General features: G+C 71.0%; 12 protein-coding genes. 5 read left to right on the top strand and 7 right to left on the bottom strand.

Translation table 11 applies throughout. The features are described 5' to 3' along the window. Positions 1–28: 28 nt before the first annotated feature. Positions 29–6,910 carry an SDR family oxidoreductase gene (locus OG226_RS13520; RefSeq protein ID WP_443066884.1) on the bottom strand — a complete coding sequence of 2,294 codons (6,882 nt, stop codon included), beginning with the start codon at positions 6,908–6,910 and terminating at the stop codon, positions 29–31. A gap of 369 nt (positions 6,911–7,279) precedes the next feature. Between OG226_RS13520 and OG226_RS13515 the strand changes: the two genes are divergently transcribed. After that, positions 7,280–7,885: a GOLPH3/VPS74 family protein gene (locus OG226_RS13515; RefSeq protein WP_329349096.1), complete on the top strand. Its 606-nt coding sequence runs from the start codon at positions 7,280–7,282 to the stop codon at positions 7,883–7,885. A gap of 150 nt (positions 7,886–8,035) precedes the next feature. Here the strand turns inward: OG226_RS13515 and OG226_RS13510 are convergent, their stop codons facing one another. Both OG226_RS13510 and OG226_RS13505 read right to left on the bottom strand, forming a co-directional pair. Then, positions 8,036–9,478 (bottom strand): sensor histidine kinase, encoded by a 1,443-nt coding sequence (locus OG226_RS13510; RefSeq protein ID WP_328677370.1) that lies wholly within the window; start codon positions 9,476–9,478, stop codon positions 8,036–8,038. Further along, positions 9,475–10,164, bottom strand: a complete 690-nt coding sequence (locus tag OG226_RS13505) for a response regulator transcription factor (RefSeq protein WP_328677369.1) — start codon at positions 10,162–10,164, stop codon at positions 9,475–9,477. Before OG226_RS13505 ends, OG226_RS13510 begins: the two co-directional genes overlap by 4 nt. A gap of 150 nt (positions 10,165–10,314) precedes the next feature. Between OG226_RS13505 and OG226_RS13500 the strand changes: the two genes are divergently transcribed. From OG226_RS13500 to OG226_RS13490, 3 genes are read left to right on the top strand one after another with little or no spacing between them, the layout of a single operon-like run. After that, positions 10,315–11,652, top strand: a complete 1,338-nt coding sequence (locus OG226_RS13500; protein ID WP_328677368.1) for a ferredoxin reductase family protein — start codon at positions 10,315–10,317, stop codon at positions 11,650–11,652. A 10-nt stretch (positions 11,653–11,662) separates the two neighbouring features. Beyond that, the gene (locus tag OG226_RS13495; RefSeq protein ID WP_329349095.1) at positions 11,663–12,118 is read left to right on the top strand and encodes an FMN-binding protein; all 456 of its coding nucleotides are present in this window, start codon (positions 11,663–11,665) and stop codon (positions 12,116–12,118) included. 1 nt (position 12,119) lies between these two features. Further along, positions 12,120–12,860: an FAD:protein FMN transferase gene (locus OG226_RS13490; protein WP_329349094.1), complete on the top strand. Its 741-nt coding sequence runs from the start codon at positions 12,120–12,122 to the stop codon at positions 12,858–12,860. Between the two features lie 127 nt (positions 12,861–12,987). Here OG226_RS13490 and OG226_RS13485 read toward each other — a convergent pair whose 3' ends face one another. Both OG226_RS13485 and OG226_RS13480 read right to left on the bottom strand, forming a co-directional pair. Beyond that, a complete protein-coding gene (locus OG226_RS13485; protein WP_329353751.1) occupies positions 12,988–13,131 on the bottom strand; it encodes a hypothetical protein in 144 nt (47 codons plus the stop codon). A gap of 79 nt (positions 13,132–13,210) precedes the next feature. After that, positions 13,211–13,858: a hypothetical protein gene (locus OG226_RS13480; RefSeq protein ID WP_329349093.1), complete on the bottom strand. Its 648-nt coding sequence runs from the start codon at positions 13,856–13,858 to the stop codon at positions 13,211–13,213. A gap of 149 nt (positions 13,859–14,007) precedes the next feature. Between OG226_RS13480 and OG226_RS13475 the strand changes: the two genes are divergently transcribed. Next, a complete protein-coding gene (locus OG226_RS13475; RefSeq protein WP_329349092.1) occupies positions 14,008–14,619 on the top strand; it encodes a hypothetical protein in 612 nt (203 codons plus the stop codon). Between the two features lie 130 nt (positions 14,620–14,749). On the opposite strand, the gene OG226_RS13470 is transcribed toward OG226_RS13475, so the two are convergent. Together OG226_RS13470 and OG226_RS13465 are read right to left on the bottom strand one after the other, a co-directional pair. Further along, positions 14,750–16,933: an ArnT family glycosyltransferase gene (locus OG226_RS13470; RefSeq protein WP_329349091.1), complete on the bottom strand. Its 2,184-nt coding sequence runs from the start codon at positions 16,931–16,933 to the stop codon at positions 14,750–14,752. Continuing rightward, positions 16,930–17,772 carry a dolichyl-phosphate beta-glucosyltransferase gene (locus OG226_RS13465; protein ID WP_328677362.1) on the bottom strand — a complete coding sequence of 281 codons (843 nt, stop codon included), beginning with the start codon at positions 17,770–17,772 and terminating at the stop codon, positions 16,930–16,932. The genes OG226_RS13470 and OG226_RS13465 overlap by 4 nt, the downstream gene beginning before the upstream one ends. Positions 17,773–17,902: the final 130 nt, after the last annotated feature.

Raw genomic sequence — 17,902 nt, 5'->3', positions numbered from 1 at the left:
GCGACCGGCACTTGACGGTCCGTCACGGCTACCAGCCCGAAGCGGTGTAGACGACGGCTCCGGCCGACTCGTCGCCCCAGGCGAGTTCGCGCAGCAGGGCCGCGGTGCCCTCCTCGGGGTCGATCAGCGAGATGCCGCGCCGGGCATACTCACGCCCCAACTCCGGGGTGACCATGCCGTGATGACCACCGGTGGGCGCCCACGGACCCCAGTGCACGGTGAGCGCACGGTGCCCGGTGCGGGCGGACCAGGCGGTGCCCAGGCTCTGCAGGGCGTCGTTGGCGGCGGCGTAGTCGACCTGGCCCCGGTTGCCGAGCACGGCCGAGATGGAGCCGAACAGCACGGCGAAAGCGGGGCCGTTGGGCAACTCCTCCAGCGCCGACAGCAGGGCTTCGGCGCCGTGCGTCTTCGTGCCGTAGACCCGCTGGAAGGACTCGGTGGTCTTCTCGGCGATCAGCCGGTCCTCGATGACACCGGCCGCGTAGACGACACCGTCGAGGCGGCCGTGCTCGGCGTGGACCTCCTTGACCGCCTGGAGCGCGGCGTCCGGTTCACGGAAGTCGACGGAGTGGTAGCGGGCCTGGCTGCCGAGGGCGGTCACTTCGTCGAGGGTCGCGCTGATCTCCCGCTGGGCGAGCAGGAGTTCGGCGGTGCGGTTGATCTCGGCGGGGGTGAGTCCACGGCCCTTCGCGGCGAGCGCCGCGCGCAGTTCGGCCGGGGTACGGGCGCCCGCGGTCGCCGGGTCCTCGGGGCCTGCCGGTGCGGCCGTCCTGCCCAGGAGTTCGATACGGCACCGGGAGGCCGCGGCGAGCGCGACGGCGAACTTCGCGGTGATGCCCCGCGCGCCGCCCACCAGCAGCACCACCGAGTCACGGTCGAGCCCGATCGCGGAGGCCTCGGCGACTCCGTCACCGGCCGGTCCGGCGCCGTTGGTCGCGAGCGCGCCGAGCGGTGTCTCGGTCAGCTCAAGTCCGTGCCGTCCGGCGGTGGTTCGCACGACGACGGGCTCGGTGTCGGGCGCCAGCAGTTCGGCGATCACCGCGTCGGCGACGGCGGCCGGTGCGGTGTCCGCCAGCTCGACGACCCGGGCGGTGGTGTCCGGGTACTCGCGGGCCACCGTACGGAACAGTCCGTGCAGGCCCGCCGATGCGTCGTCCGCGCCCTGTATCGCGAGGAGTTGACGCGGGCCGCGTCGCAGGACGGCCTGGAACACGGGGAAGGCGTCGGGCAACACCGGAGCCGACGCGGTGAGGGGCACGAGGTACAGGACGCCGTCCACCTGGCCGTCCGTATCGGTGAGTTGGTGCTCGGGGGCGACGGTCACCGTGTCGGCGCCGTAGGAGGAGAGGTGCGCCGCGACCGTCTCCGTGGCGTCACCGTCGCCGTAGAGGACGAAGCGTCGGCCGCTCAGTACGGATGCCGGGTCCGTCGGGTTGGCTCCGTCCTGGTGCGGCAGCAGGACCGGGCGCAGTTGGAGCCGCTTGGGTGCGGCGCCGGTGATCTGGTCCTGCGGGGCGCTGTCGACCGGGGGTGTATCGGCTGCCGTTTCCACGGCGGGCCCGGTCAGTCGTGCCGACAGCCAGCCAGTGACGGAGGCCGCCGTACGGGCCTTCGCCAGGTCCTCCAACTCGGCGTCGTCGAGCGTGGCGACGTCCATTCCGCCGCCGATGCCGAGGCGTTGGGCCAGTTCGCCGGCGATCTCCGCGCGCTTGATGGAGTCGATGCTGAGGTCCGCCTCCAGGTCGAGGTCGGGCTCGATCATGTCGACGGGATAGCCGGTGCGTTCGCTGATGATCTCCAGGACGACCCGGAGTACGTCGGCCTCGGTGAAGGCTTCGGGTGCGGGGGCCAACTCCTGTGGGGCAACGGTCTGTTGAGCGGTCGATGTCTCGACAGCGTTCGGCAGCGCGGGTATCCGCGGCAGCGCTTCGACCACGGCAGGCGCCGGTGCCGGAACCCACGTTCCCTGCGGCACCGTGCCCTGCACCGCGCCGAAGTACGTCATCAGCACATCCCGTTGCGCTGCCACCATCTCCCGGCTGGTGCGCAGGAATTCGGAGATGAGCGCGTCCCTGTTCGCCTCGACGGGGACACCGTCCTGAGGGTTCGTCGTCACAGTCGTCTCCACAACGCGTCGGGCCGGTGCGAGGGCACCGGGCAGGAGTGCTCCGGCGGCGGTACGGACGAGCTGTCCGTCGACCGTCCAGCCGGGTCGCGAGGGCACGGGGGTCCGGGCCGCGTCGACGGCGTCGCGCCCGTTGAAGAGCCATCCGGTACGCACCGGCAGCCCCGCGACGGCCAGTTGGGCCAGCGCGTCGAGCCAGCCGCGCAGCCCGCTGTCCTGCCGGGGCTCGCACGCGACCGTGCGGTGCGGGCGGTCGCCGAGGATCTGGTCGACCAGCCTGGTCAGCACGGAGCCGGGACCGGCCTCGACGAAGACCCGGGCGCCCGCCCCGTACATCGCCTCGATCTGCGCGACGAAGGCGACCGGGGAGCCTATCTGCGCGGCGAGTTCGGCCCGGACCGCGTCGGCGCCCTCGCCGTACGGGGCCGCGGTGCGGTTGGACCAGATGGGGAACTCGGTTGCGAGCACCGGCCGTTCGGCGAGGGACTCCGCGAACCGTTCCCCCGCTCCAGCCACCAGCGGGCTGTGGAAGGCGCAGGCCACGGGGATGCGCTTCGCGCCGAGACCGGCGTCGCGCAGGAGCCGTACGGCTGTGGCGACTGCCTCCGTCGGACCCGAGATCACCGTCTGGCGGGGTGAGTTGTGGTTGGCGATGACGACGGAGTCGGGGGCGTCCGCCGCCTTCAGGGCCTGCTTGACGTCATCGGCACCGGCAGCCACCGCGGCCATGGTTCCCGGGTCGTCCGCGCCGGTGGCTTCGAGGATCGCCGCCGCGCGTTCGGCGCTCAGCTCCAGCAGCGCCTCCGGCGTGATCGCGCCCGCCGCGCACAGGGCGACCAGCTCGCCGTAACTGTGCCCGGCCGCCATGTCGGGCCGTACGCCCGCCTCGGTGAGCAGGGCGTAGGCGGCCAACCCGGCGATGCCCAGGGCTGGTTGGGCGACCCGGGTGTCGGTGAGACCGGCCTGCTGGCGGTCGCGGGCGGTGTCGTCGAAGGCGGCGGGCGGGTAGAGCGCGTCGGCGTGGTCGCGGCCGAGGTGCAGGTAGTGCTGCAACTCGGGGAACGCGATGAAGACGTCGGCGAGCATGCCGGGGCGCTGACTGCCTTGGCCGGGGAAGAGGAACGCGACTTTGCCGGACTCCGCGCTCGCGTCGGCCAGGTGGATTCCGGCGACCGGATCGTGCTCACCCGCCAACGCCCGCCGCAGTTGCCCGACCAGCCCCTCCACATCCCGTGCCACGACCGCCACCTGCACCGGCTCCTGCCGGGCATCCGCGCGGCGCGACGCGCTCAGCGCGAGGTCACGCAGCTTCCAGTGACCTGCCTCCGCGAGCTTCAGGATCTCCTCGACGCCCCGGCGCGCCGCCGCCCGGTCCGCACCCCGGAACGTGAACAGCTCGGCGGGCCACGCGTCCAGACCCTGCGCAGGCGGAACCGCCTCGCCGTACGCCCCGATCACCGCGTGGAAGTTGGTGCCGCCGAAGCCGAACGCGCTGAGGCCCGCGACGCGTTCCTCGGCCGGGGCCGCCCACGGCCGGGGCCGGGCGTGGAAGACGAACGGGCTGCTGTCCTGCTGCCAGGCCGGGTTGGGCCGCTTCATGTGCAGCGTGGGTGGCTTGACGCCGGTGTAGAGGGACAGCACGGTCTTGATGAGACCGGCGAGTCCCGCGGCGCACTTCGTGTGCCCGATCTGGGACTTGACCGAGCCGAGCGCACAACTGCCCTTCTCCGCACCGGACTCGGTGAACACCTGGCTGAGGATGGAGAGTTCGGTGCGGTCGCCGACGACCGTTCCGGTGCCGTGTGCCTCGACCAGGCCGACCTCGGCGGGGGAGACGCCCGCGTTGCGGTACGCCCGCTCCAGCGCGGCCCGTTGGCCCTCGGGACGGGGTGCCGTCAGGCCCAGGGAGCGGCCGTCGCTGGAGCTGCCGACTCCCTTGATGACGCCGTAGATCCGGTCGCCGTCCCGCTCCGCGTCCGCGAGCCGCTTGAGGACCACGCACGCGACGCCCTCGCCGAGCGCGATGCCGTCCGCCGAGCTGTCGAAGGCACGCGAGCGGCCGGTGGGGGAGAGGGCGTGCACGGAGGAGAAGAGGACGTAGTCGTTGATGCCGTTGTGGAGGTCGGCGCCCCCGCACAGCACGACATCGCTGGTGCCGCCCACGAGTTCCTTGCAGGCGACGTCGACGGCGGCCAGCGAGGACGCGCAGGCCGCGTCGACCGTGAAGTTGGCGCCGCCGAGGTCGAGCCGGTTGGCGATGCGGCCCGAGATGACGTTGGAGAGCATGCCGGGGAAGGAGTCCTCGGTGAGCGTGGGGAGTTGCTCCTCGATGCCCTGCGGGATCTTGCCGTAGTAGGAGGGGAGCACGGCGCGCAGCGTGGTCGCGTTGGACAGGTCGCTGCCCGCCTCCGCGCCGAACACCACGGAGGTGCGCGCCCGGTCGAACTCCCGCCCCCGGTCGCCGTATCCGGCGTCCTCCAGCGAACGCCGGGCCGCTTCGAGGGCCAGCAGCTGGACCGGTTCGATGCTGCCGAGGGAGGCCGGCGGGATGCCGTAGCGCAGCGGGTCGAAGGGGATGCGCGGCAGGAAACCGCCCCACTTCGACGGGGTGGCACCGTCTTTGTCCGCCGAGTAGTGCACGGCGGGGTCCCAGCGGTCGGGCGGGACCTCGTCGACGGAGTCGCGTCCGCCGAGGATGTTCGCCCAGAACGTGGGGAGGTCGGGGGCCTGCGGGAACATGCACGCCATGCCGATGACAGCGATGTCCAGGGGGGCCGGTGCCTCCGGCTGGGTGGTCTCCTCGACTCCCAGGCGGGCGCGGGCGGTTCGGGTGCTCTCGGCCAGGAAGTCGGCGGCCTCCTCGGTCACCGAGCGGTGCAGGGCGTCGATCGTGGTGGTCGTCGAACGCAGCACGGCGACCTCGCCGGCCATGAACATCCCCTCGGCGAGCTGGCGTCGCTCGTCCACGGCGGTCAGCGCGCCGTCCACGTCCCGCTCGACGCCCTTGCTGGCGATGCGCAGCCGGCCGACGTTGAGCCGCTCCAGCTTCTCCCAGATCTGGCGGTCCGGTACGCCCTGCTCGCGCAACGTGGCCTCGAACTCAAGGTAGTTGTCGCTGAACGGGCTCGGTACGCAGCGGGTGGCGTGACCCGGCGCGGTCTCAAGGAGTGCGGTCCGCGTAGCGCCCATCACCCGCTCCTGGAACAGCGGCTGGACCGCCCCACGCGTCACCGCCTCCTCCGTGAACAGATAGGCGGTGCCCATCAGTACACCGACGGCCGCGCCCTGTGCGGTGAGCGGTGCGGCGAGCGCGGCCACCATCGCCGCCGAGCGCCCGTCGTGGACACCGCCCGCGAAGAACACCTCGACGTGTTCCGCCGTGCCTGCCTCGGCCGCGGCCAAGAAGTCTTCCAGGACGGCGAGTTGGGCCTCCCACAGGGGGAAGCTGCCGCGCGGTCCGACATGGCCGCCGCACTCGGAGCCCTCGAACACGAACCTGCGCACCCCGGCGTCCAGGAACTGCCGCAGCAGCCCCGGCGAGGGCACATGCAGGAACGTGGCGATCCCGGCCCGCTCCAACGCCTCGGCCTGGGAGGGCCGTCCGCCCGCGATGATCGCGTGCGTGGGCCTCAACTCCCGTACGGCTTCGAGCTGGGCGTCGCGCATCTCCTCGGGCGCGAAGCCGAGCACCCCGACACCCCAGGGACGGTCGCCCACGGCGGCGCGGGTCTCGGCCAGCACCGCCCGCGACTGCTCGCCGCTCGACAGCGCCAGGGCGACGAACGGCAGGGCACCGCCCTCGGCGACGGCCGCGGCGAACTCCGCCTGGTCGCTGACACGGGTCATCGGGCCCTGGGCGACGGGGAGTCGGGTGCCGAGGGTCCGGCTCATGGGGGAGCCTGCGCGAAGTGCGTCGGCCGGGTGCTCGTCCCGTACCGACTCCCGTATGACGGAGGTCAGTTCGCGTATTGTGCGACCCGTGTCCCCCCAGCGTTCCGCGAAGCGCGCGGCGAGGAAACCGTCCTGGCCGACCGGCAGCAACCGGGTGCGCGGGTCACGGGCGCCGAGCAGTTCGGACACTCGGTCGGCGGATACCCGCGGGGCGTCAGGACCGCGCCGTAGGAGTACGCGGTGGCCGGCCACCAGGGTGGTCTCGGAGCCGTCCATCGAGCGCAGTGCCGCAGCGGCGGCCTCCGGCAGGACCGACTCGGCGAGCAGGGCCAGTTGGCTGTCGAGGACGACCCCGGCCGCGCCACCGGCCACCGCCGCAACGGCCGTACGGGGGCCGATGCCGCCGCAGGCCCAGACCGGGACGTCCACACCGGGCTCGGCGAGCAGCCGCTGGAGTAGGACGAAGGTGCTCAACTCGCCCACCCGGCCGCCGCTTTCGGCGCCTCGGGCGATCAGTCCGTGCGCACCGGCGCGGACCGCCGCGAGTGCCTGGTCCGGGTCGGTGACCTCGACCAGCACCCGGTGCTCCGCCACGACCTCGCCCACCTGCCAGGCGGCGTCCGCGGCGAGGACCACGGTGTGCGGGGTCGCGCCGCCGCCCGTCGTGAGGTCACCCGGGCCGATCCGGCAGTGGGGTCCGACCCGTACCCCGAAAGGGCCTGGCGACCAGCGCCGGATTCTCGCCAGGGCCTCTCTGGATCTTCGGTCGCCCATTCCCAGGTCCAGTACCCCCAGCCCGCCGGCGCGGCTGACGGCCGCCGCGAGTCGGGCATCCGGTTCATGGAACGGAGTGATTCCAATGATCATTTCTGCGGCGCGCGCGACAGGCGTCATGATTCTCCGAATAAACGGTGAAACTGCACGGTGGGGGGTTTCGGCAGGGGACGCCGAAAGTAATCGCAGAGGCGCAAGAGAGCTGATGGAAAGCTAGCCCCCCGGTTACTCGTCGGTCAACAACGCCAAGGCAAGCAACTGGTCGAGGGCAGTGATCCAGCCAGCCGGAAAGGGGTCCCCAAACAGCCGAAAACCCGGCCAATTTCCTTCAGAGGGCACACCACTCGGACCGCAGTGGCGCAAGCGGTCCAAAAGCCCCTGATATTCATCCGGGGCTCACAGTCCCGAAACACCACTGACGGCGGGACGGAATTATGTAAACGTTGGGTGTCGCTGCCTCCTCCCATAAGCCGCGCTAGGTTGGCACCTATGAGCACACCGCGGGACCTGATGATCGTGGCCATGGACGTCGCACCCGACCGCCCCGTCGAGACGGGTGACCTTTCGCTCGCGCTCGCCGGAGCGGAGGTGGTCGACCTCCTCGCCGCCGAAGCCGTCGTGCTGGACGGCGACCTGATCGTGCCGAACCCCCAAGTTCCCTTGGAGGACGACCTGTTGGACCAGGCCGCGGCCGCGCTCGTGCGGGAGACGCCGTACGAGTCGGTCGAGGACTGGCTGTGGCGGCGCGGGCGGAGCCTGTCCTCCGCCTATCTCGCCGCGCTGGAGGCGGAGGGACTGGTCGCCCGGCAGCGCGGGCGCTGGATCCCGGTCCGCACCGGGCGGACGGCCCTGGTCGACTCCCCGGCCCGCAGCCGTGCGGCGGACCGCTGGGCCCAGGGCGAACCCGTCCTCGCCCAGCTCGCCGCCGCCGCCGGGATCCGTGAGGTGTCCGACGAGGACTCCGCGAAGGTCACCGACGAGTCGCTGGACACGGTCATCGCCGTGGTCCACGACGCGGTGACGGAGCTGGAGGCCGTACGGCAGCGGAAGAGTGTCGAGGACGCGGCCTACGACAACGTGTGGCGCGGGATGTGACGGCGACTTCTCGGCTTCGAGGTGCCGCAACTGGCGATCGGACAGAGCCAGTTGAGTGTCCTGAGCCAGAGGTGACGACACGTCAGTAATGGTGGCACAAGCCCGGCGCCGAGCCTAGAGCGAGGAACGGCGCCCGCCCGCTACCTGCGTTCACCGGTACGAAGCCGCCCCCAGCGGGATCGTCACCGTGAAGACCGTCGCGCCGGGCCCGGACGTCAGCTCCACCGTGCCGCCGTGCGCCTTCGCCAGCGACCGGGCCACCGCGAGGCCCAGCCCGCTGCCGCCCCGGTCCCGGGTGCGGGCCTTGTCGACCCGGTAGAAGCGGTCGAAGACCCGGGCCCGGTCGTCCTCCGGGATACCGGGGCCCGCGTCGGCGATCCGCACCGACGCGACGCCGGCGGCGACCGACAGCGACACCGACACCCGCGTCCCGGCCGGGGTGTGCACGGCCGCGTTGGCCAGCAGGTTGTCCAGCACCTGCCGGATACGGACCGGGTCGACGCGCAGCCGGACCGGGGACTCGGGCACCGACACCGTCAGCGGGTGGTCCCGGTGCCCGGCGCGGAAGGCGTCCGCCGCCTGCCCCACCAGGTCCACCAGGTCCGCGTCCTCAGGCCGTAGCGGAGTCTCCACGTCCGCCGCGTCCAGGCGGGCCAGCAGGAGGAGGTCGTCGAGGAGGACGCCCATGCGGGCGGCCTCGGCGCGCAGCCGGGCCAGGTGCCTGTCGCGCTCCTCGGGGACGTTCGCCGCCGCGTACTGGAACAGGTCCGCGTAGCCGCGCACCGACATCAGCGGGGTCCGCAGCTCGTGCGAGGCGTCCGCGACGAACCGGCGCAGCCGCTGCTCCGCCTCCGCGCGCACCGCGAGGGAGTCGTCGATGTGCTCCAGCATCGTGTTGAACGCGGTGCGCAGCTCCTCCACCTCGGGCCCGCCGTCGCCCCGCTCGGCGCGCAGCGGCAGCCGGGCCGCCGACTCGGTGAGGTCGTGCGAGGCGATGCCGTGGGCCGTGGTCGCCATGTCGCTGAGGGGGCGCAGCCCGCGCCGCAGCAGGTTCCGCCCTATGACCACCAGCACCAGCAGCGCCAGCGCGAACGCCACCACCTGGACCGTGACCAGTTGCCGTACCGTGCCCTGCACGTCCGCCAGCGGGGCCGCGCTCACCAGGACCACTCCGGGTTCGACCTCGCAGGCGCGCAGCCGATAGGTGCCCTCGCCGTCGATCGTCACCGTGCGGGAGACCTCCGTGGTGGAGTGCGCCATGGTCTTGGCGAGGGCGGTGAGCGCGCTGGTGTCGTCCGGTACGTCGGAGGGCTCGCGCAGTTTCGGGGTCGTGCCCTTGACGTCGTAGACCGCCGTGTACCAGCCGTAGTACGGCTTGCGCTCGACGATGCCGTGCGCCTGGGCGTCCTTGGACTGGACGACCTGGACGAGCTTCATCTGGTCGCTGACCTGGCGTTCGAGGTAGTCCCGCATGTACATCGTCAGGGCCGTGCCGACGACCGCGAACACGATCAGGGACAGCACGCCCACGCCCAGGGCGAGGCGGGTGCCCAGACGTACCCGGCGCCAGTCGTGGCGCAGTCGTCGGATCATTCGGCGGCCTGCCGGATCACATAGCCGAAGCCGCGCACGGTGTGGATCAGCGGATCGTGCCCCTCGTCCAGCTTGCGGCGCAGGCGGCTGACCACCAGCTCCACCACATTGGAGCGGCCACCGAAGCCGTACTCCCACACGTGGTCGAGGATCTGCGCCTTGGTGAGCACGGTCGGCGACTTGCGCATGAGGTAGCGCAGGACCTCGTACTCGGTCGGGGTGAGCGTGAGGAGGTGGTCGCCGCGGCGCACCTCGCGCGTGTCCTCGTCCATCGTGAGGTCCGCGACCTGGAGGACCGACCGCTGGAACCCGGGCCCGGCGCTGCGCCGCAGCACGGTCCGCAGCCGGGCCATCAGCTCCTCCACCGCGAACGGCTTGACCAGGTAGTCGTCACCGCCCCGCGTCAGCCCCGCGACCCGGTCGGCCACCGCGTCCCGAGCCGTGAGGAACACCACGGGCACCATCGTCCCGGAGTGCCGCAGCCGGTCCAGCACGCCGAAACCGTCCAGGCCGGGCAGCATCAGGTCGAGCACCACGATGTCCGGCCTGAACTCGGCGGCCACGGTCAGCGCCTCCTCACCGGAGTACGCGCACGCGGCCTCCCAGCCCTCGTACCGGGCGACCGTCGCGACAAGATCGGCGATCGGCGGGTCGTCGTCCACGACGAGGAGTCGTACTTTTTCCACCCGCTCATACTGCGCCACGCACCGGTGGACGCCAGACCCGCGTCACCGTCCCACCCACATCGATAACCACTTGAAAGTTGTCCGACAGGAAAAAGACAGCTCCCCGAGGTCAAGCTCGTCTCCCAGGACCCGATCAAGGAGCTGCCGTCCGTGACGACCGTCCAATCACCCCCTGCGCCCCCCACGGCGATACGCCCCAGGGTGGTGGCCCGCACGGGCCTGTACGCCGTGCTGGCCGCGAACGTCGCCGTGGTGACCGTCTTCTTCGCCCAGGCAGGATTCGCCTCCAACGCGCTCATCGTCATCGGCCGCCTCCTCGGCCTCTACGGCGCGCTCGTCATGGCCTTCCAACTGCTGCTGGTGGCCCGACTGCCCTGGCTCGACCGCCGGATCGGCATGGACCGGCTCACCAACTGGCACCGCTGGACCGGCTTCGCGCTGCTCTGGACGCTGCTCGGGCACCTCGTGTTCATCGCCTTCGGCTACGCGCAGGGCACCGACACCGGCCCGGTCGGCGAGGTCGTCGACCTGGCCGAGACCACCGAGGGCATCCTGCGCGCGCTCGTCGCGTTCGCCCTGATCCTCGTCATCGGCGCGACCTCCGCCCGCTACGCGCGACGCCGACTCGCCTACGAGACCTGGCACTTCATCCACCTCTACACCTATGTCGCGGTGGTCCTCGCCTTCACCCACCAGGTCGCCGTCGGTACGACGTTCACCGCGTCGTCCGCCGCCACGACGTACTGGTACGCGGTGTGGGGCGTCGCGCTCGGCTCGGTCGCCCTGGGCCGCGTGATCCTCCCGCTGTGGCGCAACCTCCGCCACCAACTCCGGGTCGAGGCAGTCGTCCCCGAGTCCGACAACGTCGTCTCGATCTACATCACCGGCCGCGACCTCCACCAACTCCCGGCCCAGGCGGGCCAGTTCTTCCTCTGGCGCTTCCTGACGAAGGACCGCTGGTGGCAGGCCAACCCCTTCTCCCTCTCGGCCGCCCCCGACGGCACCCGCCTCCGCCTCACCGCGAAGACAGCCGGCGCCGGTACGGCAGCCCTGCGCCACCTCAAGGTCGGCACCCGCGTCTTCGCCGAGGGCCCCTACGGCGCCTTCACCACCCTGCACCGCACGAAGAGCGAGTCCCTGCTCATCGCGGGCGGCGTCGGCGTCACCCCGATCCGCGCCCTGCTGGAGGACCTGGAGGGCCACGCGGTCGTCATCTACCGCGTCGCCACCGACCGCGACGCCGTCCTCTACGACGAGCTGGTCGAACTCGCCCAGGCCAAGGGCGCCCAACTCCACCTGGTCACCGGCCCGCCCGTCCCCGACAAGCTCGCCCCGCGCGAACTCGCCCGGCTCGTACCGGACATCGCCGACCGCGACGTCTTCCTCTGCGGACCGCCGCCGATGATGAACGCGGTGCTGCGCAGCCTCGGCGACATAGGTGTGCCCAAGCAGCAGATCCACTTCGAACGCTTCAGCCTGGCGGGATGAGAGACATATCGTGAAGCGAGTCATACCTGTCCTGGTGCTGTCCGTCGCGGGGCTGATCCCCGTGTGGCGCTACGAGCCGTCCATCGGGACGACGACGAGCACGACGACCACGACCGAGGCGGTCTCGACACCGACTCCTACGGCCACTTCGTCGTCCCCGTCCTCGTCCTCGTCCGGCTCTTCGTCGACCTCCTCCACGTCCTCGAAGAAGGTCGTCCAGGGCGCCGCGATCAACACCGACAAGGGCACCGTGCAGGTGCAGGTGACCTTCGAGGGCGACAAGATCAGCTCCGTGAGCATGCTCCAGCAGCCGGACCACCCGCAGACCACGGCGGCCGTCCCGGTACTGATCGAGGAGACCCTCAAGGCGCAGAGTTCGAAGATCGACACGGTGTCCGGCGCCACCATCACCAGCGACGCGTACGTCCAGTCGCTCCAGGCCGCGATCGACGCCAAGGGCGCGTGAAATGCGGCGAGTTGAGCATGTGATGGGGTTCCCGGTGTCGTTGCGCGTCGACGACGAAGGCATCGGGGGCGAGGTCGCGGACGCGCTCTTCGCCTGGCTGCGCGAGGTCGACGCCCGCTTCAGCCCGTTCCGCCCGGACAGCGAGGTCTGCCGTTACGACCGCGGCGAGCTGCAACTCCGGGACCTCAGCGCGGACTTGACCGAGGTCCTCGACCTCTGTGAGCAGTACCGGGTCGCCACCGGCGGCGCCTTCGACGTCCGCCTGCCCGGCCGGCCCCTCGACCCCTGCGCGGTCGTCAAGGGCTGGTCGGTGCAGCGGGCGGCGGAACTCCTCACCGCCGCAGGCGCCCGGCGCTTCATCCTCAACGCCGGTGGCGACGTCGTCGTGGCCGGCGGCCCGTGGCGGGTGGGCGTGCGGCATCCCGAATACGCCGACCAGCTGTGCACAGTGCTGGAGTTGACCGACGGGGCGGTGGCGACCTCCGCGCGCTACGAGCGCGGCGACCACATCGTCGACGGCCGCACCGGCACTCCCGCGACCGGCCTCCTCGGCATCTCCGTCGTGGCCGCCTCCCTCACCGAGGCCGACGCCACGGCCACCGCGGCCTTCGCGATGGGCCCGGAGGGCGTCGACTGGGCCGCCGCCCGGCCCGGCTGCGAGGTGTTCGCGGTCGACGCCGGGCGACGGGTCCGTCGTACGCCCGGATTTCCGGTCGCGATGGCGACGGCTCAGGACGCCTGACGGAAGTGCTGGGCTTGGCCCGGTCGGCGGTCGGTGTCGTGCACGAGGCCGCCGAGCGGCGGGATGCGGTCAGCCACGCGATCGCACGCGATGGGCCCGGCGACGTGTTCCCGAAGGTGGACGTCGATCAAGCACGTATCGATGTCGAGGCGGTGATCCTGGCGCCGGTCCCGACCCCGGTGGGTGACAGCAAGCTCGACACGTCGGCGTATTCGAGGCCGGTCGTCACGGCGGCGAGCCGGACCGGATCCACCGAGACGACGCCGACCATCCACACTCCCGGGACAAAAGCAGGTGGGACTGTCGGCGTCCCGGCGCCGCTCAGTCACAGCCCCCTTATGACAGCCCCCTTATCGCTGAGCGGGTCCGGCTGACGGGACGCGTTGCCGGCGCAGGAGCTGCCCTGCGGGCCGCCACAGGGCGAAGGCCAGGCCGAGGCCGAGGGGGATCTGCAGGAACTGCTGGATCACCGGAGGCCCGGGCTTGTCCCCTCGCCTGAGCGGGGCACGGCCCTGCGGATCGACGGTCACCGTGTAAGTGCCGCCTACCGCCCACTTCCAGCCCATGAGCCCGTTCTCCTCGAACGGAGCCAGCGGTGGGCCGTCGAGGACGGTGACCGTGTACCGGTGGACGCTCGCCCCCATGCCGTCGCCGGCGGACCACCGAATCTGTCGGACCCTGACGTGTTCGGTACGTCCGTGCTGGTGCAGCGCCTGCTGATCCAGCTCCAGGTTCCGCAGGAACAGCACCCCGAAAAGGCACACCGCGCACAGCAGCCACCGGATGTCCAAGTACCAGCACGTGCACACGAACACGCAGCCGAGGAGGATCGCCAGCGCGCACAGCGCGTCGATCCACAGGGCGTGCGTGACGAAGGCTCCGCGCCCGATCAGACGCACGACCGCCCACAGCGCCAACGCTGCGCCGGTGCTCGCGGCGCCCACCAGCGCCCGCCGACCCACGCCTGTCCGCCTCTTGCCCGCTTCCTCCGCGCTCACGCTCACCCCTGCTCTCGACGAAACCGTCGGACTGGTGATGCACGCGTCCCAATGTATGGATTGTTGAACGATCCTTCAATAGGATGGTTCAACATTGAGTCGTCTGCTGCGCGGACGCGGAACGGCAACCAACCGGAGGGCTGAAGGAGATGAGCCCGCATCACTTCGAACAGGTCGACGACCTCGGGCGGATCCTGTTCAGCGACGACCCCGCGCTGCGGCTTGAGGGGATCCTGATGGGTCTCGATCCCGCACAGACACGCCGCATGCCCACTGCCCTCTTCGAGTTCAGGCATGCCCTGGGCGTGGGCTACTTCGGGTATGTCGTGCCGGAGGGAGCCTCGCTCGACGGGATACCCGAGGAACCGCAGATCGAAGGCGCCATCCTGTTCGGCATGAGGCGCCTACCGCCCGAGGTCTCCGACCTGCGCTGGATCCCTGGATGGGAGCTGCACGCGATACCCGATGAACAGCCAAAACTGGAGCGGTGCTACGGATACACCTACTCCCGGCTGGAACTTCGGACGCCCGACGGGGACATCTACTCCCGGACCTGGGTCCCGCACGACCCCGAGTGGGCAGCCGCCGCCCTGCGGCACGGCTGCGTCGTGTGCCTGTGCGGCGTGGAACTGGGGATCCGCGCACCGTACGCGATGACCGACGCCCAGCACACCCCGCGCATGCGCCACGAATCCTTCCGCCGCGGATGCGGGATGGGCCTGACCATCGGCGGGCTCGTCGCCTACGTCGACCATCAATGACCCGAGACACCGAGGCGGCACGCTGCGAGAAGCACATCGCCTGCCCTCACTCCCGGCAAAGTCGTCTTCGATCTCCCAGGGCCTGGCAGCGGTCCTCCTCGTCTCGGGAGATGTGGTTCGGAGGAGTGGATCAGCCGACGTCGGAGGCGTCCAGGCGGTACAGGCCGCTGCTCGTCGAGGAACTCGAAGAACTGCTGCTGTACGCCGAGGACTTGACTGCCGTGCCGTGGGCCTTGACCCAGGTCGCGATCGCGGAGTTGGTGCCCTGGCCGCCGTCGCTGCTGACGATGATGTAGTGCAACTTGCCTGACTTCACCAGGGACTTGAGCTTGGCGAGGGTCATCGCGTTGTCGCTGCCGGACCAGCCGCCCATGGAGATCACGGGCTGACCCGACTCCAGGATGATCGAGGACGCCGTCTGGTCGGTGGACACCGCCAGCAGCCAAGTCGCGCCGTCCTGGTGCTTCTTGAGGTAGGCGATCATCTCGGACGAGACCTGCGAACCGCCCCCCATACCGCCACCGGCCTGCTGCGTACCGGACTCGGACGTGGACCTGGAGGTGGATCCCGACTCGGTGCCCGCCTCGGTCGTCCCGGTCTTGCCGGTCGAGGAGCCGGTGCCCGAGGGAGCCGTGCCACCGGACGGCGGCGTGCCCATCTTGCCGGAACCGGAGCCCGAACCGCTCGGCGCGCTGCCCATCTTGCCCTTGGTGCCGCTGGAACTGCCGCCCGGTGCGCCGCCCATGCCGCCACCGCCGCCACCCATGCCGCCACCGGTGCTGGGACCGGCCGTCGGGTTGGTGCCGTTGGTCGAGGAGGTCGCCGCCGAGACCGAGTAGGCCGCGGGACCGGCGAGCAGGGCGACGATGGCGGCCAGCGCCGCGAAGCCCATCAGGCGGTGGCGCCTGGTGAACCGCCCCACCAGCAGGCCGAGTACGGAGGCCACGCCAGCCACGGCGACCACGATCTCCGCGACCGTGTACACCGTGCCGGAGCCGGAGACCCGCTGGAGCAGGACGACCGCCCAGACGGAGCCGGCCGCGATCGCCGCCGGCAGCACCCAGGCCCACTTCGCCGCCGAACCCTCACGGAAGGCGCGGTACAGCAGGACCCCGCCCGCACCGGCCAGGGCCGCGATACCGGGCGCCATGGCGGTGACGTAGTACGGGTGGAACGTGCCCTCGGCGAGCGAGAACGTCAGGAAGTGGAGGACGAACCAGCCGCCCCAGAGCATCAGCGCGGCGCGCTTGGCGTCCGTGCGGGGAGCCCGGCCGCGCAGTACGAGACCGCCGACGAGGGCGATCGCCGCGAAGGGGATCAGCCAGGAGATCTGGCCGCCCATGATCTCGTTGAACATCCGGTACAGGCCCGAACCGCCGCCGAAACTCGCCCCGTTGCCCTGCGAGCCGACCGAGGAGCCGGCACCGAAGATCCGGCCGAAGCCGTTGTATCCGATGACCAGGTCCCACACCGTGTTGTCGGTGGAGCCGCCGATGTAGGGGCGGGAGGACGCGGGGATCAGGTCGACGATCACCATCCACCAGGCGCTGGAGACGACCAGCGCGACGGTGGCGACGGCGAGGTTGCGGACGCGCTTGCCGAGGGAGACGTTCGTCGCCCAGAGGTAGACGAGGAAGAACACGGGCAGCACGACGTACGCCTGCATCATCTTGGTGTTGAACGCGAAGCCGATCGCGACCGCCGACCACACCAGCGGCATCAACCTGCCGTTGCGGACGGCCTTCATGAGGGCCGCGGCGCCGAGCATCATCAGCAGGACGAGGATCGGGTCCGGGTTGGTGTCGCGGGTGATGGCGACCGTGATCGGGGTGAGGGTGAGGACCAGTGCGGAGATCGTGCCCGCGATCGGACCGAAGTCCCGCTTGATCTGGCGGTACAGGAGAGCGACCGAGCCGGTGCCGGCCGCGACCATCGGCAGCATCAACTGCCAGGTGCCGTAACCGAACACGCGGGCGGAGAGGCCCATCACCCAGAGGGCGAACGGTGGTTTGTCGACCGTGATGAAGCTGCCGGAGTCGAGCGCGCCGAAGAAGAACGCCTTCCAGCTCTTGGTGCCGCTGTAGACGGCCGCGTCGTAGAAGGTGTTGCCGGTGATCGAGGTCAGGTTCCATGCGTAGAGCGCCGTGGCGAGGAGCAGGATGCCCCACAGGGCGGGGCGGGCCCAGCGCGGGTCGTCCTCCGGGCCCGTGAAGAGGCTTCTGGCACGGGCGGCGACGCCGCCGTCGGCGGGCGGGCCCGCCCGGTGCGAGCGCCGGGCGTCTTCCTGACTGGGGGGCGGGGCGAGGGTCGTCATGACGCGTACTCCAGGTGTTCCGCGGAAGAGGCGGGCGCCCCGACGGGCAGGACAGGGATGGCGGTGCGGGTGCGGTGGGGTACGGCGGCGATGCGGGCGCGGCCGGTGATCGTCTGCTTGAACATGCGGCGCATGCCCTTGAGGTCGTCGAGGGCGGTACGGACGATGTCGACGCGGCTGTCGGGGTCGTCGATCCAGTCGACCGGGACCTCGTGGATACGGAGCCTGTTGCGCTGGGCGAGGACGAGGAGCTCGGTGTCGAAGAACCAGGCGGTGTCCTCGATGTGCGGGGCGAGCGCCCGGAACACCTCGGTGCGGACGGCCTTGAAGCCGCACTGCGCGTCCGAGAAGCGGGCCGCGAGGCCTGCCTTGAGGAGGAGGTTGTAGGAGCGGGAGATGAACTCGCGCTTGGCACCGCGCTGTACGGCTGACTGCCGGTGCAGTCGGCTGCCGATGGCCACGTCGCTGTGGCCGGACAGGAGCGGGGCGACCAGGGGCAGGAAGCCTTCGAGGCCGGTGGACAGGTCGACGTCCATGTACGCGACCACGTCCGCCTCGGACCGGCTCCACACCTGCTTCAGCGCGCGGCCCCGGCCCTTGGCGTCGAGGTGCACGGCGTGCACGTGCGGCAGCCGCTGGGTGAGGTCGAGCGCCTCCTGCCAGGTGGCGTCGGTGCTCGCGTTGTCCGCCACGGTGATCGTGAACGGGAACGGGAAGGACGTTTCGAGGTATGCGTGGAGACGGCCGATGCTGCCGGCGAGGACGTGCGCCTCGTTGTACACCGGCACCACGATCTCGACCGAGCGCTGCCGGACGCCTCCCGCGTTCTGTTCGTTCATGACGGTGACTTTCCGGTCCCCGTCTAGGGCATTGCTGTGGCTTCGCTGAACGGTCGATGAGAATCAGCGGACTCACAGGTCGCGCACAGCGCCCTCAGGTCGGGCCCCAATGCTGGGGCCCGGAAAGGCA

This window comes from Streptomyces sp. NBC_01261 (genome assembly GCF_036226385.1).
Taxonomy (GTDB): Bacteria; Actinomycetota; Actinomycetes; order Streptomycetales; family Streptomycetaceae; genus Streptomyces.
This window is presented reverse-complemented; position numbering and strand designations above follow the sequence as displayed.

Bases quoted from the DNA above. Each gene is read 5' to 3' on its own strand.
- OG226_RS13520 (WP_443066884.1), bottom strand. From the start codon at position 6,910: ATGACGCCTGTCGCGCGCGCCGCAGAAATGATCATTGGAATCACTCCG.
- OG226_RS13515 (WP_329349096.1), top strand. From the start codon at position 7,280: ATGAGCACACCGCGGGACCTGATGATCGTGGCCATGGACGTCGCACCC.
- OG226_RS13510 (WP_328677370.1), bottom strand. From the start codon at position 9,478: ATGATCCGACGACTGCGCCACGACTGGCGCCGGGTACGTCTGGGCACC.
- OG226_RS13490 (WP_329349094.1), top strand. From the start codon at position 12,120: ATGCGGCGAGTTGAGCATGTGATGGGGTTCCCGGTGTCGTTGCGCGTC.
- OG226_RS13485 (WP_329353751.1), bottom strand. From the start codon at position 13,131: ATGGTCGGCGTCGTCTCGGTGGATCCGGTCCGGCTCGCCGCCGTGACG.
- OG226_RS13475 (WP_329349092.1), top strand. From the start codon at position 14,008: ATGAGCCCGCATCACTTCGAACAGGTCGACGACCTCGGGCGGATCCTG.
- OG226_RS13470 (WP_329349091.1), bottom strand. From the start codon at position 16,933: ATGACGACCCTCGCCCCGCCCCCCAGTCAGGAAGACGCCCGGCGCTCG.
- OG226_RS13465 (WP_328677362.1), bottom strand. From the start codon at position 17,772: ATGAACGAACAGAACGCGGGAGGCGTCCGGCAGCGCTCGGTCGAGATC.